The sequence below is a fragment of the Desulfomicrobium norvegicum genome (assembly GCF_900114595.1).
GTDB classification, from domain to species: Bacteria; Desulfobacterota; Desulfovibrionia; order Desulfovibrionales; family Desulfomicrobiaceae; genus Desulfomicrobium; species Desulfomicrobium macestii.
In genome coordinates this window covers 41227-61596 of the sequence record NZ_FOTO01000001.1, presented here as the reverse complement: position 1 = coordinate 61596, position 20370 = coordinate 41227, and the positions used below count along the sequence as shown (strand labels likewise).

At 62.1% G+C, this 20370-nt stretch carries 18 protein-coding genes and 1 riboswitch; of the genes, 9 read left to right on the top strand and 9 right to left on the bottom strand.

The annotated features are described in order from the left end of the window. Positions 1 to 5: 5 nt before the first annotated feature. Complete coding sequence (locus BMZ24_RS00265; protein ID WP_092188101.1) at positions 6 to 671, bottom strand: CBS and ACT domain-containing protein; 666 nt, start codon at positions 669 to 671, stop codon at positions 6 to 8. A 110-nt stretch (positions 672 to 781) separates the two neighbouring features. Then, on the bottom strand, positions 782 to 1594 hold the full coding sequence (locus BMZ24_RS00260) for a carbon-nitrogen hydrolase family protein (RefSeq protein WP_092188099.1): 813 nt from the start codon (positions 1592 to 1594) through the stop codon (positions 782 to 784). 51 nt (positions 1595 to 1645) lie between these two features. Here BMZ24_RS00260 and larC point away from each other — a divergent pair, with 51 nt between their 5' ends. Then, the gene (gene larC / locus BMZ24_RS00255; RefSeq protein WP_092188097.1) at positions 1646 to 2788 is read left to right on the top strand and encodes a nickel pincer cofactor biosynthesis protein LarC; all 1143 of its coding nucleotides are present in this window, start codon (positions 1646 to 1648) and stop codon (positions 2786 to 2788) included. 67 nt (positions 2789 to 2855) lie between these two features. On the opposite strand, the gene BMZ24_RS00250 is transcribed toward larC, so the two are convergent. The 4 genes from BMZ24_RS00250 to infA all read right to left on the bottom strand — a co-directional run bounded on the left by BMZ24_RS00250 (position 2856) and on the right by infA (position 5789). Then, the gene (locus tag BMZ24_RS00250) at positions 2856 to 3320 is read right to left on the bottom strand and encodes a YaiI/YqxD family protein (RefSeq protein ID WP_244150253.1); all 465 of its coding nucleotides are present in this window, start codon (positions 3318 to 3320) and stop codon (positions 2856 to 2858) included. 3 nt (positions 3321 to 3323) lie between these two features. Further along, positions 3324 to 4577 carry a peptidase U32 family protein gene (locus tag BMZ24_RS00245; RefSeq protein WP_092188095.1) on the bottom strand — a complete coding sequence of 418 codons (1254 nt, stop codon included), beginning with the start codon at positions 4575 to 4577 and terminating at the stop codon, positions 3324 to 3326. A 3-nt stretch (positions 4578 to 4580) separates the two neighbouring features. Next, the gene (locus BMZ24_RS00240; RefSeq protein WP_092188093.1) at positions 4581 to 5453 is read right to left on the bottom strand and encodes a PHP domain-containing protein; all 873 of its coding nucleotides are present in this window, start codon (positions 5451 to 5453) and stop codon (positions 4581 to 4583) included. Positions 5454 to 5570: 117 nt separating this feature from the next. Continuing rightward, complete coding sequence (gene infA / locus BMZ24_RS00235) at positions 5571 to 5789, bottom strand: translation initiation factor IF-1 (RefSeq protein ID WP_015772936.1); 219 nt, start codon at positions 5787 to 5789, stop codon at positions 5571 to 5573. 278 nt (positions 5790 to 6067) lie between these two features. Between infA and BMZ24_RS00230 the strand changes: the two genes are divergently transcribed. Next, positions 6068 to 8677: a PAS domain-containing sensor histidine kinase gene (locus BMZ24_RS00230; RefSeq protein ID WP_143077798.1), complete on the top strand. Its 2610-nt coding sequence runs from the start codon at positions 6068 to 6070 to the stop codon at positions 8675 to 8677. Between the two features lie 52 nt (positions 8678 to 8729). Here BMZ24_RS00230 and BMZ24_RS00225 read toward each other — a convergent pair whose 3' ends face one another. Together BMZ24_RS00225 and BMZ24_RS00220 are read right to left on the bottom strand one after the other, a co-directional pair. Further along, positions 8730 to 10205, bottom strand: a complete 1476-nt coding sequence (locus BMZ24_RS00225) for a protein adenylyltransferase SelO (protein WP_092188089.1) — start codon at positions 10203 to 10205, stop codon at positions 8730 to 8732. 264 nt (positions 10206 to 10469) lie between these two features. Further along, positions 10470 to 10928 (bottom strand): chemotaxis protein CheX, encoded by a 459-nt coding sequence (locus tag BMZ24_RS00220; RefSeq protein ID WP_092188087.1) that lies wholly within the window; start codon positions 10926 to 10928, stop codon positions 10470 to 10472. A 519-nt stretch (positions 10929 to 11447) separates the two neighbouring features. Between BMZ24_RS00220 and BMZ24_RS00215 the strand changes: the two genes are divergently transcribed. The 5 genes from BMZ24_RS00215 (at position 11448) to BMZ24_RS00195 (ending at position 17432) form a co-directional block, all read left to right on the top strand. Next, the gene (locus BMZ24_RS00215) at positions 11448 to 11846 is read left to right on the top strand and encodes a PA2779 family protein (protein WP_092188085.1); all 399 of its coding nucleotides are present in this window, start codon (positions 11448 to 11450) and stop codon (positions 11844 to 11846) included. Positions 11847 to 11895: 49 nt separating this feature from the next. Further along, positions 11896 to 12378, top strand: a complete 483-nt coding sequence (locus BMZ24_RS00210; RefSeq protein ID WP_092188083.1) for a cysteine peptidase family C39 domain-containing protein — start codon at positions 11896 to 11898, stop codon at positions 12376 to 12378. Positions 12379 to 12381: 3 nt separating this feature from the next. Continuing rightward, a complete protein-coding gene (locus BMZ24_RS00205) occupies positions 12382 to 12942 on the top strand; it encodes a tetratricopeptide repeat protein (RefSeq protein WP_092188081.1) in 561 nt (186 codons plus the stop codon). 45 nt (positions 12943 to 12987) lie between these two features. Next, positions 12988 to 13081: riboswitch (TPP riboswitch) on the top strand. 63 nt (positions 13082 to 13144) lie between these two features. Beyond that, positions 13145 to 14434 (top strand): phosphomethylpyrimidine synthase ThiC, encoded by a 1290-nt coding sequence (gene thiC, locus BMZ24_RS00200; protein ID WP_092189488.1) that lies wholly within the window; start codon positions 13145 to 13147, stop codon positions 14432 to 14434. Positions 14435 to 14660: 226 nt separating this feature from the next. Further along, the gene (locus BMZ24_RS00195) at positions 14661 to 17432 is read left to right on the top strand and encodes a cation-translocating P-type ATPase (RefSeq protein ID WP_092188079.1); all 2772 of its coding nucleotides are present in this window, start codon (positions 14661 to 14663) and stop codon (positions 17430 to 17432) included. 111 nt (positions 17433 to 17543) lie between these two features. On the opposite strand, the gene BMZ24_RS00190 is transcribed toward BMZ24_RS00195, so the two are convergent. Beyond that, the gene (locus BMZ24_RS00190; protein WP_092188077.1) at positions 17544 to 18233 is read right to left on the bottom strand and encodes a hypothetical protein; all 690 of its coding nucleotides are present in this window, start codon (positions 18231 to 18233) and stop codon (positions 17544 to 17546) included. Positions 18234 to 18508: 275 nt separating this feature from the next. On the opposite strand from BMZ24_RS00190, the gene BMZ24_RS00185 reads away from it, so the two are divergent. Beyond that, positions 18509 to 19492, top strand: coding sequence for a radical SAM protein (locus BMZ24_RS00185; RefSeq protein ID WP_208599788.1), 984 nt, complete (start codon positions 18509 to 18511; stop codon positions 19490 to 19492). A 154-nt stretch (positions 19493 to 19646) separates the two neighbouring features. Beyond that, the gene (locus BMZ24_RS00180) at positions 19647 to 20291 is read left to right on the top strand and encodes a redox-sensing transcriptional repressor Rex (protein ID WP_092188075.1); all 645 of its coding nucleotides are present in this window, start codon (positions 19647 to 19649) and stop codon (positions 20289 to 20291) included. Positions 20292 to 20370 lie beyond the last annotated feature (79 nt).

The following is a 20370-nucleotide window of genomic DNA, read 5'->3' as shown; positions in this document are numbered from 1 at the left end:
CGGATTTAGTTGAGGTTGTCCCGAACCCAGAAGGTCAGGTTGTATTTTTCGGTCAGTTCCTTTTGCAGTTCGTTCAGTGCGGACTTGTCCATGTCCATGATGCGGATGAAGACTTGGCGGTAGCCCTTCTCGACCTTGTCGTAGGAGGTCAGGATGGAGCTGATGCGGGCTTTGTGTCCGCGAATGCAGTCGAGCACTTCCTTCAGGCTGCCTCGAACGTCGGAAAGTTGGAGGCCGATCTGTATTCCGCCGTGGTAAACGCCTGTTATGCTCAGAAGTACGCTGTAGACTTCGTTCTGGGTCATGATGCCGACCAGTTCGTCCTTGTCGTTCAGCACGGGCAGGCCGGAAATTTTCTTGTCGTGCATGATGGCCGCGCACTTCACCACCGTGTCCGATTCCCTGATGGTTATGGGATTCGGGGTCATGATGTTTTTGACCTTGATCTCGGAGAGCAGGTAGTAAAGCTCGTGCACGTCAAGGGTCGTGGCCTTGGAGGGGGAGGCTTCCTTCACGTCGCGGTCGCTGAGCATCCCGAGCAGCTTGCCCTTTTCATCGACCACGGGCAGACGGCGGATGCCTTTTTCCTTCATCAGCTTGGCCGCTCTCATCATGGAGGTTTCGGGGTCCACCGTGACAACGTCCTTGGTCATCCATTCCTTTATGATCATGTTATTTCTCCTTGGAGGCGGGTTGCCGCCCTAGATGAGGCAATGTTGCTTTCAAAGCAGTGGAAATTGCATGTAAGTTGTTCATGGAATAATACCTTTTCGGCATTCCGTCAAAGGCTCCGTGCCGAATTGCAGGCAGCTCCGGCATAGATTTCGGGTCTTCGATGAGCCAGGGCCGGGATGTTTCGGCGGATGGCGGTCAGTTCGGCCAGATCGATGCTGCCCAGGGTCAGGCCCTCGCGCATTTCGTCCGCCAGGGTGATTTCGCCGCCGGGAGTGACGAAGAGGGACCGTCCGCCAAAAGGAAAGGCTCCTTGGGTTCCGACCCGGTTGGCGCCCAGCAGATAGCACTGGTTTTCAAGGGCCCGGGCCGTGCAGAGGGTCTGCCAGATGTCCGTGCGCACCCGGGGCCAGGCCGAAGCCAGGAGCAGGGCCTGGCATCCGCCGAGCGCCTGCGCCCGGTAGAGTTCGGGAAAGCGCAGGTCGTAGCATATGGAGAGGCCGAAGCGGATTCCCTCGAAGTCGAAACAGACGATCTCGCCGCCGGGACTGAAGACCCCGGTTTCGTCGGCATCCGTGGCCGTGAAAAGATGGATTTTGCGGTAGGTGGCCAGGATGTCGCCTTTCGGGCCGAAGGCCACCAGCGCATTGGCCAGTCCGTCCGGCCCGGGCAGGCACACGCCGCAGGCCAGGCAGAGTTCATGCTCCCGCGCCAGTTCCGAGAGTTCGTCCCGGACCCTGGGCCACCAGTCGCGGCCGCCGAGCGCGATGGCCGGCATGTCGTAGCCGAGGTCCGATATTTCCGGAAAGAGCAGCAGGCGGCAGGACGCTTCGGCCCCCACCCGGACCGCAGCGCGGATCTTGTCCAGATTGCCGCGCACATCTCCTGGAAGTCCGGACAGTTGAACTGCGGCGATTTTCATGTGATACCCCCCAAGCTGAACACGTCACGAATTCGAATTATGAGGAAACACATGCCCGAGTTGCATCTTGATTGTCCAGCCGGGATCGCCGGCGATATGTTCCTGGCGGCCATGGCCGACCTGGGAGTGGAGCTGGCCCCCTTGCACGCCGCTTTTGCCGGGGCCGGAGTAGATGTCGAAATCGCGGCCCTCGAAGCCCGGGACAAGGGCATACGCGGCAAGCGCATGCACATCGCCGCCCCTCATGCCCAGCCCCTGCGGCATCTGGCCGACCTGACGGCTATTGTGCGGGCCTTGCCTTTTTCGGAGAATGTCCGTTCACGCAGCGAGGCCGCCCTTGAGCGTCTGGCCGAGGTCGAGGCGCGGGTGCATGGCTGCGCGGTGGCCGATGTGCACTTTCATGAAGTCGGGGCCGTGGACACGCTGGTCGACGTGGTCGGGGCCTTTTGGGCTCTGGAAGTGCTTGGTGTCGTCCGCGTGACCTGCTCCCGCCTGCCCTGGTTTTCGGGCACGGTGCAGTGCGCGCATGGGCTCATGCCCCTGCCCGCCCCGGCGACGACACTCCTTTTGCAGGGAAAGCCCGTGTACCCGACGGAGCTGGTCGGGGAGCTGATCACCCCCACGGGCGCGCTTCTCCTGGACCGGATGGTCGACGAGTTCACGTCAGGTCCCTCTGGATGTCTTGAGCGCTCCGGGCTTGGCCTTGGGACCATGGAGCTGCCCACGGTCAACGGCCTGCGCGTCCTGCTTCTGGCCGGGGACGGGCCGGGGCTGGAGCGGGTCACGGTGCTTGAGACCAATGTCGATCATCTCACGGGGGAGGAGATAGGCGGGGTTTTTAACGTGTTGCTTGATGCCGGGGCGCTGGATGTGCTTTTCCTGCCCGGAGTGATGAAGAAAAACCGGCCCGGGGGACTTTTGCAGGTGCTGTGCAGGCCCGGGGATCTGGCTCGTATCCGCGATCTGACCTTTGCCCAGACCATGACCCTTGGGCTGCGCATGACCGAGACGACCCGCGCCGTGCTGCCCCGCGCCGCGTCCACGCGGCCCACGCCCTGGGGCGATGTGGACGTCAAGGAAACCGTCATCGGAGAGGAAAATTACGCCCGCCCCGAATTTGAGGCCCTGCAGGCCCTGGCCAGACGCACGGGCCGCTCCGTGGCCCAGTTGCGCTACCTGCTGGACAAAGACTGAATGCCGGCCCGGGTGTTGCGGTCCGCGCGGTCCATCCGGTCCATTTCGTCCATCGCTCCGATCCTGATCAGTACCCGCGTCCGGTAAGCAGCCGGTCCAGCTGATTGGAAAATTCCTGCCGATCCCGGGCGCCAAGGGCCGAAGGCCCGCCGGTCATGACCCCGCACCCGCGCATCTCGTCCAGAAAATCGCGCATGGTCAGGCGGCTGCGGATGTTGTCCGGCGTGAACAGTTCGCCCCGTGGACTAAGGCCCAGTCCGCCCTTTTCGATGACCCCCGAAGCCAGCGGGATGTCGGTGGTGATGACCAGGTCTCCGTCGCGGGCCTGCTCCACGATGGCCAGGTCCGCTTTGTCGAAACCCGCGCCGACCTGCACGAAATCGATGAATTCGGATTTGGGCACGGGGAAGCGCGAATTGGCCACCAGGATGAGCCGCACCTTGCGCCGGTCGGCCGCACGGTAGAGGATGTCCTTGATCACCCTGGGGCAGGCGTCGGCATCAACCCAGATGCGCATGGGCGTGTCGGTCATGATTCAGCCTTCCTGGCCGTTGTGGGCGTCGGGCAGGTGGGCGCGCAGGAAGATGCCCGGTTCAAGCTCTGGATGGTCGCAATGCAGGAGCAGGCGCAGCCCGCTGTGGGCGGTGCTCAGGTGAAAGCCTTCCTCTTTTTCAACGCCATAGTCCCCGGAGGCTAGCAGCGGGCGGCGCAGGCCGGGGAGCACGATTTCAAGAGGGGCGCCGACCTGAAAGCGGCACTTGACGTCCATGAGCCACAGTCCCGGACGGACGGGTTCGATCAGTTTGGCGACGATATTTTTTTTGAGATTTTTGGGCAGGGCGGGGCGCAGGGTGATGCGCTCGGGGGTGAAGAATCCGGTTGAGAGCGACCGCGTGCCGAGTTGCTGCAATTCCTCAAGATACAGTGCGGGGCGAAACGCGCCCTGTTCCAGATCGTTCAATGCCGTGCGGTAGATGTCCGTGACCTGGGCCAGATAGGACGGCGTCTTCATGCGTCCCTCGATCTTCAGGCTGCTTATGCCCGCTTGCCGGAACCAGCGCAGGTACTTGATCAGACACAGGTCCTGGGCGCCCATGATCTGCGTGTACTGCTCGTCCTCGCAAACCTCCCACATGTCCTGGCCCGGGCGCAGGCGTTCTTCCAGACGAACGGCGGTGATCTTGTAGTCGAAGCGGCAGGGGTGCGTGCACAGGCCCAGGTTGCCCGAACGCTGGTTCAGGTGCGCGGACAGCAGGCAGCGACCCGAGATGGCCATGCACATGGCTCCGTGCACGAACACCTCCAGTTCAAGATCACGAACTTTTTGCGCCATGGCCCGGATGCGACCGGCGCCAAGCTCCCTGGCCACATTGACCCTGCGCACGCCCTGATCCCGCCAGAACATGGCCGAGGCGGAGTTGGACGTGTTGGCCTGGGTGGAAAGGTGGATGGGAATGTGCGGAATTCTTTTTCGGGCCATGGCCACGATGCCGGGATCGGCGATGATGACGCCGTCCACGTTGCAGGCGTCGATCTCTTCCAGATACCGCTCCACGTCGCTCAGGTGCTCTTCCCAGGCCAGCAGGTTCAGCGTGAAGTAGACCTTGGCCCCGTGCCGGTGCGTCTCTTTGACCGCATTTTCAAGTTCGGGAAATGAGAAGCCGTCGCTTTTGGCGCGCAGGCTCAGGGACTGGCCGCCAAGATAGACGGCGTCGGCGCCGTAGCGCAGGGCAGTGGCCAATTTGTCCGGGCTGCCGACAGGGACGAGAAGTTCGGGGGATGGTGTCATGGGTTACGAGCAGGTTGGAAATTGAAAACCGAGTTTTTGCCGTGCTTCCTTCATGCGCCGCACCAGCTCGTAGGAGGGGCGCAGGCCGCCCTTGCCCCGGCCTAGGGCGATGCCCCGCTTGTTGTCGCCATGAAAGTCCGAGCCCGCGCTCGGGAGCAGGTCCAGCTTGTTGCACAGGCCTGCGTAAAAATTTGTCTGGGCCTGGGTGTGCATGGAATAAAAGACCTCCATGCCGTCGAGGCCGAAATCCTTGAGCTCGCGCAGCACGTTCTCCACCTCGTCTTTTTCGAGCTTCAACGTGCAGGGATGGGCCAGGATGACCGTGGCCTGCTCGTCTTTAAGAAGCTCGATGGCCTCGCGGGGGCGGAGTTTTTCCTTGGGTGCGTAGCCCTTGGTGCCGGGCCGCAGCCAGTTCAGGAACGCATCCTGGAAATTGATCGCGAAGCCTTTTTGCACCAGCAGTTGCGCGAAATGGGGACGACCTATGGAACCGCCAGTGGTGATGTCCTCCAGTTCGGTGTGGGTGATGTCCACACCGTAGGAGTTCAGGTTGGCGATGATGTTTTCGTTGCGCGCCGTGCGCAGGTCGCCAAGGCGGTCCAAGGTGGCTTGCAGGCGCGGCGGGTGCTGGGGCAGCCACAGGCCCAGCAGATGCATGCTGCCGCGTTCGAATTCAACGCTCAGTTCGCACCCCCCGATGACTTCCAGGCCGAGTTCGCGTCCTGCGGCGCAGGCTTCGGGCAGCCCCATGACCGTGTCGTGGTCGGTCAGGGCGATGGCCTTGAGGCGTGCGGCAACGGCCGCGGCGACGAGCTCCGAGGGACTTAAAGTGCCATCGGACGCGGTGGAGTGGGTGTGAAGATCTATTTCCGGCATAAGCTCATGGGTACGGCAGGGGCCGGGGGATGACAAGGGTGTTTGCCAGGCCGGATCCGGCGACAAAAAAACGGCACGCGTTGAATTGCGCGTGCCGGGAATTCTCGACAGGGGGGATTATTTGAAGCGGTAGGTGATTCTGCCGCGAGTCAGGTCATAGGGAGAAAGCTCCAGCTTGACCCTGTCACCGGGCAGGATGCGGATGTAGAACTTGCGCATCTTTCCTGAGATGTGTCCAAGCACCTGATGGCCATTTTCCAGACGAACCAGAAACATGGCATTGGGCATGGCTTCCTCGACGACACCTTCAACTTCGATAGACTCTTCCTTGGCCATATAAAACGGATACCTTCTCTGTTTACAGTAGTTTTTTGTTTAAAGACAGAGTTCCTTACCCGCTTGATTGACAAATGACAAGGGCGGATATCCCGTTGCAATGAACACCGCTACGCGCAGGGCGCGGGATGCGCCTTGTCCGAGGGGATTTTTCGGGGCTGGACTCCAAAGTGCGGGGAATATTTTTCCTCGAAAGATGAACCTGTTTGCGCTATGGGAAGGTACGAAACCAGCTTTGCTTTGCGCCTGACACCTCTGTCCACAAGGATCGGTTCCCCGTGGCTCCCAGGAAATCTCTCTCCAAGCGTCTCTCCCTTTCTTTGGGACTGCTGAGCACGGTCATCATCCTTGCCGTTTCGACGCAGGTCTTCCTTTTTCTTTCGTGGCGGGTGGGCAACCAGATGCGTGAACGGGCCGAGAGCACCATCACATTTCTGGCTCAGGCCCTTGAAGCCCCGCTCTGGGCCCTTGACCGGGAAAGTGCGGCGGCGGTGGCAAAGGCCACGAGCATGGACGTGCACGTCGGCCTGCTGGAGTTGCGGGATGCCCGGGATGAAGTGTGGTTTGCCCACGGCACCGGCCAGGCGCTTTTCATCATCCGCGAGGCCGAGATCAGGCACGATGGGCAGGTCATCGGTTTCATCCGCCTGGGCCTGGAGGATTCCGCCCGGCAAAGGACCCTGGTCGGCATCGGTCTGGCAGGCGGCGGCATCGCACTGCTTGTCATCGTGGCGCAGTATTGCCTGGGCAGGCGCCTCATGCGCCACTATTTTCAGACGCCTTTCGCGGCCCTTGATTCCCTGGTCGGAGCCTATGCGCGGGGTGAGTATACCCAGACCGACCCCGGGGTCTATTACACGGAGTTCGAGCCGCTGGTGCGTGGGTTTCTGGACATGGGACGCACCATCCAGCGGCAGGTAAGCGCCCTGGCCGAGAGCGAGGAGAAATACCGGGTGATTTTCGATCATTCCCCCGTGGGAATTTTTCGTTCCACCCTGGACGGGGAGCTGCTGGAAGGCAACGCCGCGCTGCGCGGCATGTTCGGCTATTCTTCCCGCGAGGATTACCTTGCCTCCAGCGGACTTCGGGTCGAGTCGGTCTATGCGGAGCCTTCGGCTCGCGAGGCATATTTGCGAGCGCTGCTGTCTTCCGAAGGTGCTTTGAGCATGGAGGTGGAGTTCGTGCGCAAGGACGGCTCGCACTTCGAGGGCGTCCTGACCGCTTCGATTCAGCAGGACGCACAAGGCCGTCCGCTGTTCTTGAACGGCGTGGTCGAGGATGTCAGTGCCCGCAAGCAGGCCGAACGCGAGCTTGCCCTGGAGCGGATGCTGACCCAGGCCATCTTCGAGAGCGTGCCCGGACTTTTGTTTTTGTACGACAGCAAGGGCAGGCTCGTGCGCTGGAACAGGGCGCACGAATCGATGACCGGATTCTCGGCCGACGAGATGCTGGGGCGCAGTATTCTCGACTGGTTTGGCGGGCGGGAGCCCCATGCCTCCAATATTCGGGCCGCACTTGAAAGGGGCCTCAAGGATGGGATGGCCACGGTCGAGGCCGAAATGCTCACCAGGGACGGGCGAGCCGTTCCCTTCTATTTTTCCGGAGTGGCCGTGGTCATCGACGGAAAAACCTATCTGACGGGCATCGGCATCGACATTACGGAGCGCAAGCAGGCCGAAGAGCGACTGCGACAGTCGGAAGAGAAATTTTCGCAGCTGTTCAGGCTTTCGCCCGATGTCATCATTCTCATGAACCTGGCCGAGGGGCGGATCATCGACGTCAACGAAGCCTTTTCCCGGCTGACGGGCTTCGCCCATCATGAGGCCGTGGGCAAGACCGCGTTTGAGCTTGGGCTCTATGCCGATCCGGCCATGCGCGAGGTTGTGCGGCGAAGCATGCAGCAGAGCGGACAGATCGACAACATCGATTTTTCCCTGGGATGCAAGGGTGGAAAAGCGATTTCGTGCGTGCTTTCAAGCCAGCTTCTGACGGTTGATGACGAGAAATGCGTTCTGGCCGTGCTGCATGATGTCACGGAGTTCAAGCATATGCAGGAACTCATGATCCAGAGCGAAAAGATGATTTCCGTGGGCGGGATCGCGGCAGGCGTGGCCCATGAGATCAACAATCCGCTCGGCATCATCATGGTCAGCAGCCAGAACCTCGTGCAGAGAAGCCGGCCGGATTTTCCCAAGAACATCGAGGCGGCCCAAGGTATCGGCCTCGATATGGATTTGTTCGATCGGTATATGCGAATCCGGGGGCTCTACGATTTTATCCGCAATATCCAGGATGCTTCCGTGAGAGCCGCGGACATCATCCGGCACATGCTTGATTTTAGTCGCCGCAGCGAATCAAAGCGCAGCCTTTGCGATATGCGCGCCGTCATCGAACGGGCCATGCTGTTGGCAGACAAGGACTACGACCTGAAGAAGAGTTATGATTTCAAGCGGATAGAAATTGTATGGGAGTGCGCTGATAATTTTCCCGCCGTCAGGTGCACGGAGACCGAAATCGAGCAGGTGTTTTTGAACCTGCTGCGCAATGCGGCCCAGGCCATGGCTTCGGCCCGGCCGGAGGTGGTGAGGCCGCGCATCGTGGTGCGCATGAAGACCGAGGCGGATCATGTGGTGCTGGAAGTGGAGGACAACGGTCCGGGCATGCCGCCCGAAGTGCAGCGCCGGGCCTTCGAGCCGTTCTTCACCACAAAGCCGCCGGGAGTGGGCACGGGGCTCGGCCTTTCCGTGTCCTATTTCATCATCACCCGTGGCCACGATGGCAGGATGCGTTTGGAGTCCCGCCCAGGCGAAGGCACGCGCTTCATCATCGAACTCCCGGTCCTTGGGTCCGGCCGTAAAAAGAAGGGCGAGTGCATCCACGAATCATGATCATCGACGATGAGGAACACATCCGCTTTTCTCATGGTTGATGGTCAACGCGTCATGTTCCGCAGAATGTCCGGTAATCGGCGTCAAGCGGAGCCGGATTGCGGTAGCGCGCGTGTTCGGGCCGGTCTTCGAAGGGGGTGGACAGGGCGTCCAGAAGTCGCTTCATGGGCTCAAGGTCGTTTTTCAGGGTTGCCGCTTCCAGCGCCTCCTCCACGCGGCGGTTGCGCGGGATGACGGCCGGGTTGTGCGCGCGCATGAGAATGCGCGACTCCTCGGGTGTCTCGTGCTGTCGGGCCAGCCGCGCTTCCCAGCGCTCTCGCCAGCGCATGAAACCGATGTCGCGGTAAAATGAACCATCCGGAGTCTCTTCCGTGAGCCCGCGCAGCGTCAGGGTATAGTCCGCGCCGCCTTCCTGCATGAGCTTCAGCAGCTCCTGGGCCAGGGACGCGTCCTCGTCCTCGGCCGTGAACAGGCCAAGTTTGGCCCGCATGCCTTCAATCCAGTGCCGCCGGAACATCGCCGGAAATTCCTCCAGGGTCTCCTGGGCCAGGGCCGTGGCCTTTTCCTCATGCTCATGCAGCAGCGGGAGCAGGGTTTCGGCCAGGCGTGTCAGGTTCCATTGGGCAATGGAGGGCTGGTTGCCGTAGGCATAGCGTCCGTCGCGATCAATGGAGCTGAATACGGTGGCCGGGTCGTATGCGTCCATGAACGCGCATGGGCCGTAGTCGATGCTTTCTCCGCACAGGGCCATGTTGTCGGTGTTCATGACTCCGTGGATGAAGCCGACATGCAGCCAGCTGGTCACGAGCCGGGCCTGGCCCTCCATGACCGCGCGCAGCAGTTCAAGGAAGGGGGTTCTGGCCTCGGCAAGTTCCGGGTAATGTCGGCGGATGGTGTATTCGGCCAGGATGCGCAGGTCCTCGGTCTTGCCGCGCGCCGCAAGGTATTCAAAGGTGCCCACGCGGATGTGGCTGCTCGCCACGCGGGTCAGGACGGCTCCCGCCAGGGTTGTTTCGCGGTGTACGGGTTCGCCGGTGGTGGCCACGGCGAGGCTGCGCGTGGTCGGGATTCCAAGGGCGTGCATGGCCTCGCTGATGACGTATTCGCGGAGCATGGGCCCAAGGGCCGCGCGTCCATCGCCCCGGCGGGAAAATGGGGTCTGGCCCGAGCCCTTGAGCTGGATGTCGAAGCGCTCGCCCTTGGCGGTGACATGTTCGCCAAGGAGAATGGCGCGGCCGTCGCCGAGCATGGTGAAATGTCCGAACTGATGCCCCGCGTAGGCCTGGGCAATGGGGTCCGCTCCTGCGGGGAGGCTGTTTCCGGCAAAAACGGCGGCCCCTTCCGGACCGTCGAGGCTGTCCGCATCAAGGCCCAGGGACGACGCCAGTTCGCGGTTCAGGAGGGCAAGGCCCGGCTTTTTTACAGCCACAGGCTTTTGACGCACGAAAAGTGATTCGGGCAGACGGGTGTAGGTATTGTCGAAATTCCAGCCTTGTCCGGCGAGTGGATTTTGATCTTGAGAAGACATGGCGCTCCAGTGGGGTTGGATGCAAAAAAGGGATGCTTTTGAGAGTGATTACTGTTTTTGTATTCGAACCGCAATGACGGCATGGCGATACCAATCGGCAGGGCTTTCGAGAGATCGCTTTCGGGACGGCGGAGTTCGGGAGGAAGCGGTCGGAGGATGGCAGTCGGGGCGTAAATCGGCTGTCCAGCCTCTTTCGGGCTGGAGCGTGCCTAGCGCCATTGGTGTGACGATGCCTCTGCCTTTGTGACTACGATGCGGGTCGTTCTAGTCGAAGCAGAATTCGAGGGTGAACTTTCCAGCCTGACAGGAAAAGGGGATGGCGATGGCCCGCGCCGAGGTCCGGTATGATATTGAGTGGTTGTCTCCCATGATGACCGACGGTGTGGAGCCTTGCAGTTTAAAGCCCAGATCGACCAGGCCGACCCGTGCATGGCCGGAGATCATGTTCGTGATTTCGCCCATGGCGTCCTGCACGTCCTGCACGACATCCTCGATGGCGTCGCCGAGCATTTGCCGGACTATGTAAACGGCCGTGTTCTTGTCGAAAGAGATGCAGAAAGTCCCTTTTTTGTCGCCGGTGATGCCGATCAACGCGGAAACACAGCCGCAGGCAATCTTGTCTTTTTTCACATAGGGCGGGCCAGCCACGACCTCAAGAGCCGCAGTGGCGGAGAGTACATGCTTGGTTGCGCTTATGAAAGGTTTGGCCAAATTGGGGCTCATTGAACACTCCTTGGGTGGTTTGAGAATAGAAAGCGCTTTTTGCAGGATGCATCGCGTTCTATTTCAACCAAAGGTCCTTTTTCACTTTTGTGCAAAAACAAATGCTGTAGTTTTTAAATCTAAAGTCTTAATACTGGTGAATGTCAATAGGTCTATGTGTAAGACATTTGAAATGTAACACGCCAAGTCACGATGCAGGATAAATCTTTGTCATACGTCGTTCCGGTTCGTTGCTAAATTCTTTGAAGTTCATGATTGGCCGATTTGAACGCAACGACGTCAAGCGAATTTTTGTATGCGGTCCCTCGCGTTCGTCCATGTCGTGCAAGCCGGATGTTCGCGATGTCGTCCATTTCGGCATGCAGCGGGGCTTGCGCATGGAAGCGGTTTGACTATCAAGCCTCGGACGCTGTAAGAAGCGGTTACTTTTCCCAAAGGATTGCTCCGTCTGACAGATGTCGCCGGTGTGCGCCGGGAAGTAGTGGAGCTTGTGACCGTAATTTCATGGAGGCTTGAAGCATGAATCGACAAAAATGGTTTTTCAACACGCGCGTGTGCTGGCCGATTCTGGTCGCTTATCTCTTTATCGCGTTCATTCCGTCCAACGCCGATGCCTTTCTGGCGCAAAGCCGCCTGTCTTCGGGCGAGATCGTGTCCGAGCGCAGCGCCGACATCGCTTCCATCCAGAGCGCCCTGGAGAACAAGGTCGTGACCCAGCGGCTGGCTGACTACGGCCTGACTCCGGAAGAGGTGGACGCCAAGCTCGGTTCGCTTTCCGACGAGCAGCTGCATCAGCTGGCCGGTCTCTCCGGCGACGTGGGCGGCGGCATTCTCGGGGCGGTCATCGCGGTCCTGCTGGTCATTTTGCTGGTCGTGCTCATCCTGCACATAAGCGACAAGCGCATTGTCATCAGCTAGAGCGCTTTGCCCGCTGCTCCTGATTCTGGTGTTCTCCTGTGCGGGGTGTATGCAGCGCCCCGCCTTTCAGCCGGTTCAGGACTCTTTTCCCCGTGCGGTGCGTCTACAGGTTCCGTTCGTTCCCCAGACCAAGGTCAATGACTGCGGACCGGCGGCCCTGGCCTCGGTGCTGGCTTTTCACGGCAGGAATGTTGCGCTGGATGAAGTGACGCGCCGCGTCTTCACCCCGGGCCTTGAGCGATCGCTGCTTCCCGACATGGAGAACCATGCCCGGTCCCTGGGTTTCACGACCCGATCCGGGCGCGGCGACCTGGACATGGTCCGAGCAATGATCGACTCTGGAGGGCCGGTCATCCTCATGCTCGACATGGGCACGAAGATGTTCAGCCAGGGGCATTACGTGGTTGTCTATGGATACGATTCCGCCGGGCTGCTCATGCACATTGGTACCAGCGGGGACATGTTCCTGCTCGACCGCGAGCTGCTCGACCGCTGGGAACGCATGAACCGACTATATCTGTTTCTGGAGTGAACCGTGCGCCTTGCATGCTGTCTTGTCCTTTGCCTCGCCTTTGCCCTGGGCGGCTGCGCCACGCCCAGGATTGTCGTGCTCTCCGATCCGCTGGATGCCAGGGAGCACAATGATCTGGGGGCCTCCTACGAGGCCTCCGGAGAACTTGATCTGGCCCTCGGGGCCTACGAAACCGCGGCCGCCAGGGACCGCTCCTGGGATCAGCCGCTCATCAATCTGGGCAACGTGCACGCGGCCCTGGGTGATTGGAAAGAAGCCGCGGCCAGTTACCGGCAGGCCCTGAAGCGAAATCCAGAAAATCCTGAAGCCATGAACAATCTGGCCTTTGCCCAGACAAATCTGGGGCAGGAGCGGGACGCTCTGAAATGGTCCGCCCAGGCTCTGAAGATCGAGCCCGGCAACGTGCTTTTCAAGAGCACCCGGGCGCTGGTCCTGTCCCGAACTGGCGAGAAAGCCGAGGCCTTGAGGCTTTTGGACGAGGCCGTGCGGGATTTGCCGGGCGAGGACCCGCTACGCGAAGAAATAATCGCCCTGCGCCACCGGATCGCAGGGTTCGCACCTTGAAAGATCCCGCCGTTGACCTTGGGTTTGGAACCGACTAAGCACCACGACAGAAGTTAGGGGTGGCTCGCATGAGTCTGAGATTATACCCTTTGAACCTGATCTGGATAATTCCAGCGTAGGAAAACGAAAAAACATGGTGACGCTCGTGCGGCCGTTTTCCTTTGCTGGAGAACGGCTTTTTTCATTTTCAACCGAGGTCAACATGACACAGTCGAGTTTAGCCCGAGAGGGAACGATTACCCCTGAAATGCGGGTAGTGGCGGAGAAGGAGAGTCTGGATCCTGAAATCATCCGTGAGGGCGTTGCGCAGGGGCGGATCGTCATTCCAAAAAACGTGGGGCGGACTTTTTCCGTCGAGGGGATTGGCGCGGGCCTGAAAACCAAGGTCAACGCCAACATCGGTACATCCGGAGTGCAGGGTGCGCTGGACATTGAGTTGGCCAAGCTAGACGTCGCGGTCAGGGCCGGAGCGCACAGCGTCATGGACCTGTCCACGGGCCGCGATCTGATGACCACCAGGCGTGCGATCCTGCATCATTCGCCGGTCATGGTCGGGGCCGTTCCTCTGTATGCGGTGGCCGCCGATCTGGTCGATGCCGGACACTCAATAGAAGCCATGACCGCCTCCTTGCTGCTCGAATCCATCGAGGCGCAGTGCGCGGAGGGGCTTGATTACATCACCGTGCACTGCGGTGTGACCCGCCAGGCCGTGGCCAGGACGCATGGGCAGGATCGGGTGGCCGGGATCGTCAGCCGGGGCGGGGCGCTCCTGGCGGCCTGGATGGAACGCAACAACCGTGAAAATCCGTTGCTGGAGGAATTCGACAGACTCCTCGACATCGCGTTCCGCTTCGATGTCACCCTGAGCCTGGGTGACGGACTGCGCCCCGGAGCGGTCAGCGACGCCACGGACTCCGCGCAGATCCAGGAGCTGCTGGTCATCGGGGAACTGGGCAGGCGGGCCAGGGCCAGAGGTGTCCAGGTCATGATCGAGGGGCCGGGACACATGCCCCTGAATCAGATCGCGGGCAATGTCATGCTGCAAAAGCGCATCTGCGACGGCGCGCCCTTTTATGTGCTGGGCCCTTTGACCACGGACATAGCGCCTGGGTACGACCACATCACCGCCGCCATCGGAGGGGCTGTCGCGGCGGCCGCGGGTGCGGATTTTCTGTGCTATGTGACTCCCGCCGAGCATCTCTGCCTGCCTGACATGGACGATGTGCATCAGGGCGTGATCAGTACGCTCATCGCGGCGCATTCCGGTGATATCGCCAAGGGCGTTCAAGGCGCCATGGACAGGGACCGCGCTTTGTCCGTTTGCCGCAAGGAACTGGACTGGGAAGGCATGTTCGCGGCGGCCCTGGATAAAGATCTGCCCCGGCGCCGCTGGGAGGAAAACCGCGCCAGCGAAGGAAAGACCTGCACCATGTGCGGCAAGCTCTGCGCCATGGATGCCCACAATTCCCTGCGTCGGGGATGCCCTTCCTGAATGACGGACCGCAATATCCGGCCCGTCGCCGTATTTTGACGAGGCGGCAGGCACGGAGGTTCGCAATGCGCCCCGATCCCCCTTTAGGGTAACCAAGGATCGGGGCGCATTGCCTTGAGCGTTCTCCGGCGTTACCGTGAAGGGGATTTCACAAACAGCGCTCTTGCAACCGATCCCTCCTCAGCAGGCGTGCGCCGGCTGCGGAGGGTCCGACAGGAAAGAGAACATGACCGATTTCCCCGGCAATGAACACAGAACCTGGCACGCGCTTCCTGTCTCGGAAGTCCTGGTCGCCCTGGATTCAAGGGCCGAGGGCCTTGCGACCGCCCAGGCCCGCCATCGCCTGTCCGCCTGCGGGCCCAACGAGATCAGTGCCTCCGCGGGAGTCAGCCCGTGGCGGTTGCTTCTGGCCCAGTTCAGGAGCCTCATCGTCTGGATTCTCGTGGTTGCCGCCGTTGTTTCCGGGATGCTCGGGGAGGCCGTGGACGCGTTCGCCATCCTGGCCATTGTCGTGCTCAACGCGGCCATGGGCTTCTATCAGGAGTATAACGCCGAAAAGTCCATCGCGGCCCTGCGCAGGATGGCCGCGCCCCAGGCCAAGGTGCTGCGCGACGGGCGCGTGACCGCCGTCGCGGCGGCCAAAGTCGTTCCCGGGGATGTGCTCGCCCTGGAAGCCGGCGACCTGGTGGCCGCTGACGCCCGCCTTTTCGCATCAACGGCCTTCTCGTGCGTCGAGTCGGCCCTGACCGGGGAGTCCGACGCCGTGGACAAGGACGCCAGGGCGGCCTGCGCATGCGAGACACTGCTGGCGGACCGTTTGAACATGATTTTCATGGGCACGAGCGTGGCCACGGGCACGGCCAGGGCCGTGGTCACGGCCACGGGCATGGGCACGGAACTGGGCCGCATCGCGCAGCTCATCGAGACGGGGGAGGAGGACACGCCGCTGCAGAAGAAGCTCGACGCCTTCGGCCGCGTGCTGATCTGGGCGACTCTGGGCATCGTGGCGCTGCTGTTCCTGCTGGGGTACCTGCGCGGCAGCGCGCCTTTCGAGCTTTTTCTGGGCGCCGTCAGCCTGGCCGTCGCGGCCGTGCCCGAGGGCCTGCCCGCCGTGGTCACGGTGGCCCTGGCCCTGGGCGTCTCGCGCATGGCCCGCCGCCGCGCCCTGGTGCGCAGCCTGCCCGCCGTCGAGACGCTGGGTTCGACCACGGTCATCTGCACGGACAAGACCGGCACCCTGACGGCCGGGGAGATGACCGTGCGGGCCCTGTACGCCGCCGGGCAGGCTTTCGAGGTCACGGGCGAGGGCTACGCGCCGGATGGCGAGGTGCTGGCGGGCGGGGGAGCCCCGGATGACCGGCAGCGGGAAGTTTTGCTGGAACTGTCCTCGGTCCTGCTGGGCTGCAACAACGCCCGCCTGGCCGAGAAGGACGGGACGTGGAGCGCGGTGGGCGACCCCACCGAAGCCGCCATGCTGGCGGCCGGGGCCAAGGCCGGCGGCGATCCGGACGGTTTTGACGCCGCCATGCCGCGCGTGCACGAGATCCCCTTCGACTCCGACCGCAAGCTGAGCACCGTTGTCCGCCGCATGCCGGACGGAACGGCCCGCGCCCTGGTCAACGGCGCGCCCGACGTGCTCCTGGAGCGCTGCACGCGCATCCTTGCCCCCGAGGGAGTTCGCCCCATGACCGACGGGGACCGCCGCAACATCGCCGCACAAAACGCAGCCATGGCCGGCCAGGCTCTGCGTGTCCTGGGCTCCGCCCGCCGCGATCTGGATGAAGCCGACCTCTCCGGCGTTCTCGCCCGGGACTGCGCCGTCCCCGCCTCCCGTCCATCGGGTTCGTCACCCCATGTGTCCAACCCCATCGAGCAGGGCCTGACCTTCATCGGCCTCTGCGGCATGTACGACCCGCCGCGCCCGGAAGCCGGGGAAGCCGTGGCCAGATGCCGGGCGGCAGGCATCCGCGTGGTCATGATCACCGGCGACCATCCGCACACGGCGGCCGCCATCGCCCGTGAACTGGGCATTTCTGCCGAAGGTCAGGCCGTGTCAGGGGCAGAGCTGAATGCCATGAGCGACGGGGAACTTGCCCGGCGTGTCACGGGCATCGACGTCTATGCCCGGGTCACGGCCGAGCACAAGCTGCGCGTCATCCGCGCCTGGAAGGAGGGCGGAGCCGTGGTGGCCATGACCGGGGACGGCGTCAACGACGCTCCGGCCGTCAAGGGCGCGGACATCGGCATCGCCATGGGCCGCAGCGGCACCGAGGTCACGCGGCAGGCCTCGGACATGGTCATCACCGACGACAATTTCGCCACCATCGTGGACGCCGTGGAGGAGGGCCGGGGCATCTTCGACAACATCCGCAAGACCCTGCAGTATCTCCTGGCGGGCAACACCGGCGAACTGCTGCTCATGGCGGTCTGCGTCATCATCGGCCTGCCCGTGCCGCTGCTGCCCATCCATCTGCTGTGGATCAACCTTGTCACCGACGGCCTGCCCGCCCTCTGCCTGGCCACGGACCCCATCGACCCCGAGGTCATGCAGCGCCGCCCCCGCTCCCGGACAGAGGGCATCACGGACGGCGGCTTCCTGGGCAGCATGTTCCTGACGGGAGTGCTGACCGCCTCGGCAGCCTTCGCGGCCTACCTCCTCGCCCTGCACGGGGGCAGCGTGGAAACGGCCCGGTCCTGGGCCTTCACGGTCCTCGTCGTGGCCGAGCTCCTGCGCTCCTTCGGCGCCCGCAGCGCGACCAGGCCCGTCTGGCGGATGTCCGTCACCTCCAACATGAATCTGCTGCTGGCCGTGTCCCTGACGCTCGGCGTGCAGGTGCTGAGCCAGCACAACGAAATGCTGGGGCGTTTCCTCAAGACCGTGCACATCCCCGCGGCCGACGCGGTCCTGCTCTTCGCCCTGGGCGCGATACCCCTGCTTGCCCTCGAAGGGCTGAAGGTCATGGGTCGGGTGTTTTCGGAAAGGGGTATGAAGTCGTGAGGGGGGCATGAGCACGGGACCGGCCGTTCGCCGGGACCAGGCGAGACCCGCATCGGGCGGGGGCCGCCAGGCTGGGCCCGGGCCGAAACGCCTGGCGCCGGGCGCGCCCGCCTAGTTCAGGTCGAGGACCTGGCTTTGCCCGGAGATGCTGACGTCCTTCTGCGACACGAACCCGTCGCCCACGATCTTCACGGAATATTCGCCGCAGGGCAGGGGCGTGTTTTCAAGGTCATGGGGCGAGACGCTCTTCATGAGGACCAGCCTGCCGGACCTGCGGTTCCGAAGTGTCACACAGACGGGTCGCATGGATGAGAAGAGGACCCTTGAGACCTCGCCCGAGGTTTTCGTTTCGATGGGGAAGCATTGGGGCGGGCCACTTTCCGGCATGTCGGCGGGTGCTGGGGAAGAGGGCGTGGCCAGGCGTGCCATGGTTCTCGATTGCGCCGCCTGTCGCGCTATTTCGGCCGGGTCCGCCCCGACAACCTCGATCTGGATGATCTGCCACCACCGGGAGCGCTTCGGCGCCCTGAACCCGCCCTCGAACGTTTCGCCCTGGCCCGAGAACGTTTTTTTGCGAATTGTCACCCGGTGGGTTTTTCCTTCATCGTTCTGTACATGGACGACCGCCTGGAAGGGCGTTCTGACCGGCCCGCCGCTGACCCGCCCGCTGACCCGCACCTCAGTGCCTTTCTGCCATGCGTGGACATTGGAAAACGCATGCCCCTTGACTCGCCAGACGCCTTCGGCGACGGCGGCGGAGCAGAGAAGAAGGAAAAAGAGGGTGAGGCAGGCCTGTTTCATCGGTTTCGGTCCCTTGGTTGGCGGTGTGCGGCGGCCGGAGCCCGGGGTGTTTTCGTTCGGCTCAAAGGGGAATAGGGTAATTCCGGGTCCATGCATATCCGGAGAGATCGGATTTTCGCATTTTTATGGGCACGAAGATGCGCAGCGACACGTCATGCCGCCTACGCAGTGTTGCGAATCCGATCGCACCGCGCTGCAGGGCGCATCGCGTCCGACCATTCCGGGCGGTGCTTTCCCTGAAACCGTCCCCTGTCGCAACCTTTTCGGAGGAACTCATGAATATGGCCGAGAACCGCAGGGATTCCACAGTGCAGGCCCCGCAGCGTCAGGCGTTCGAGCCGGCCTATCGTGCCCTCCACCGCACGGGCGAGTTGCGCCGGCGCGCCGGGGCCCTTTGGGCCATGATGGGGGAATGCCGCCTCTGCCCCCGGAAGTGCGGGGCCGACCGTCTGCAGGGGGAACTCGGGTTCTGCCGTGCCCCGGGCACGCGGCTCGTCATCTCCTCCTACGGCGCGCATTTTGGGGAAGAGCGGCCCCTGGTGGGACTGAACGGGTCAGGTACGATCTTCTTTTCCCATTGCAGTCTGCGCTGCTCCTTCTGCCAGAACTGGGAGATCAGCATTTCGGGGGAGGGCATGGAGCAGAGCGTCGAGGAGCTGGCCGGGCTGATGCTCTGCCTGCAGGACTCGGGTTGCCACAACATCAACCTGGTCACGCCCACGCACTACAGCGCCCATATCCTCGGCGCCCTCGACATCGCAGCCGCCCGCGGCCTGCGCCTGCCGCTGGTCTACAACACCTGCGGTTGGGAGCGGCTTGAAATTCTCGGGATGCTGGACGGAGTCGTGGACATCTACATGCCGGATTTCAAGTATTGGGATGCGGACATGGCGTCGAAGTATTCGGCAGGGGCGGCGAGTTATCCGGAACTGACGGCCAAGGCCATCCTCGAGATGCATCGCCAGACAGGCCCGGCGCAATATGCCGGGGGCGGAATCATACAGCGCGGGCTCATCATCCGGCATCTTGTCTTGCCGAACAATGTCGGCGGATCGGAAATTATCATGGAATGGATCGCTCAAAATCTTCCTGCGGATACATACGTAAACATCATGGCGCAGTACCATCCCGAATACAGGGCTCTGGAGTATCCGGAACTGTCCAGAACAATTACTTCAGCGGAATATGCGGCTGTTGTCGAAAAAGCGAAAAAGCTGGGCCTTGTGAATCTCGATATCCAGGACCGGCGGCTGCTTTGAGGCGGGAAATCGGTGCGGTGCGGCAATGCCGGCAAAGCGTTTCGAACCGGATGGTCGCGACTCGCACTGGATGCACTGAATTATTTCTTGACCGCAGTGCATTTGATGGGCGAACTTTCTTCTGTTTCACACCAGCACGCGAGGTATCCGCATCATGGCAAACACGAAAAAACGCCCGAGGATCGACAAGAAGAACCTCATCATCCGGCGTATGTCCACATATCTGCGCACATTGGACCACCTTCAGAACAAGGGCGTGAAGGTCATTTCGTCCGCGGACCTCGAAAAGATCGACGGCGTGACCCAGAGCCTGGTCCGCCGGGATCTCGCCGAGTTCGGTTCCTTCGGGGTCCGGGGCGTCGGCTACCATGTGCCGGAGCTGCGCGAGCAGATCGCCCGGATTCTCGGATCTGACCGGCACTGGAAGGTCGCCCTGATTGGAGCCGGAGGCCTGGGCAGCGTGCTCATGCATTCGGCGTCCTTCAAGAAACGCAACCTGGAGGTGGTCCAGATTTTCGACCACGCCGGCGCCAGCGTGGGCACGTCCATCGAAGGCATTCCTGTCCATGACATCGCCAACCTCGAACAGGAGCTGGACGCAAGCCGCATCGACCTGGCCATCATTGCCGTCCCGCCTCCGGAAGTCCAGGGCGTCATCGACCGCCTTTCGCAGCTGGGCGTCCGAGGAGCTCTCTATTTCGCTTCCCGTCCGGTGCGGGTCCCGGAAAACATGGTGGTGCTGAATATGGACATCACCGTGGAACTCGGAGTGCTGACCTACCAGCTGCTGGAGTCCTGAGCTCTTGATCCGCCACATTGTGATGACGGAGACGGAAGGATGCGGTCACGATGCTTGCGGGCATGTCGCGAGGTTTGAT

Coding starts and splice junctions, on each gene's coding strand:
- BMZ24_RS00265 (WP_092188101.1), bottom strand. CDS start 671: ATGATCATAAAGGAATGGATGACCAAGGACGTTGTCACGGTGGACCCC.
- BMZ24_RS00260 (WP_092188099.1), bottom strand. CDS start 1,594: ATGAAAATCGCCGCAGTTCAACTGTCCGGACTTCCAGGAGATGTGCGC.
- larC (WP_092188097.1), top strand. CDS start 1,646: ATGCCCGAGTTGCATCTTGATTGTCCAGCCGGGATCGCCGGCGATATG.
- BMZ24_RS00250 (WP_244150253.1), bottom strand. CDS start 3,320: ATGACCGACACGCCCATGCGCATCTGGGTTGATGCCGACGCCTGCCCC.
- BMZ24_RS00245 (WP_092188095.1), bottom strand. CDS start 4,577: ATGACACCATCCCCCGAACTTCTCGTCCCTGTCGGCAGCCCGGACAAA.
- BMZ24_RS00240 (WP_092188093.1), bottom strand. CDS start 5,453: ATGCCGGAAATAGATCTTCACACCCACTCCACCGCGTCCGATGGCACT.
- infA (WP_015772936.1), bottom strand. CDS start 5,789: ATGGCCAAGGAAGAGTCTATCGAAGTTGAAGGTGTCGTCGAGGAAGCC.
- BMZ24_RS00225 (WP_092188089.1), bottom strand. CDS start 10,205: ATGTCTTCTCAAGATCAAAATCCACTCGCCGGACAAGGCTGGAATTTC.
- BMZ24_RS00220 (WP_092188087.1), bottom strand. CDS start 10,928: ATGAGCCCCAATTTGGCCAAACCTTTCATAAGCGCAACCAAGCATGTA.
- BMZ24_RS00215 (WP_092188085.1), top strand. CDS start 11,448: ATGAATCGACAAAAATGGTTTTTCAACACGCGCGTGTGCTGGCCGATT.
- BMZ24_RS00210 (WP_092188083.1), top strand. CDS start 11,896: ATGCAGCGCCCCGCCTTTCAGCCGGTTCAGGACTCTTTTCCCCGTGCG.
- thiC (WP_092189488.1), top strand. CDS start 13,145: ATGACACAGTCGAGTTTAGCCCGAGAGGGAACGATTACCCCTGAAATG.
- BMZ24_RS00195 (WP_092188079.1), top strand. CDS start 14,661: ATGACCGATTTCCCCGGCAATGAACACAGAACCTGGCACGCGCTTCCT.
- BMZ24_RS00190 (WP_092188077.1), bottom strand. CDS start 18,233: ATGAAACAGGCCTGCCTCACCCTCTTTTTCCTTCTTCTCTGCTCCGCC.
- BMZ24_RS00185 (WP_208599788.1), top strand. CDS start 18,509: ATGAATATGGCCGAGAACCGCAGGGATTCCACAGTGCAGGCCCCGCAG.
- BMZ24_RS00180 (WP_092188075.1), top strand. CDS start 19,647: ATGGCAAACACGAAAAAACGCCCGAGGATCGACAAGAAGAACCTCATC.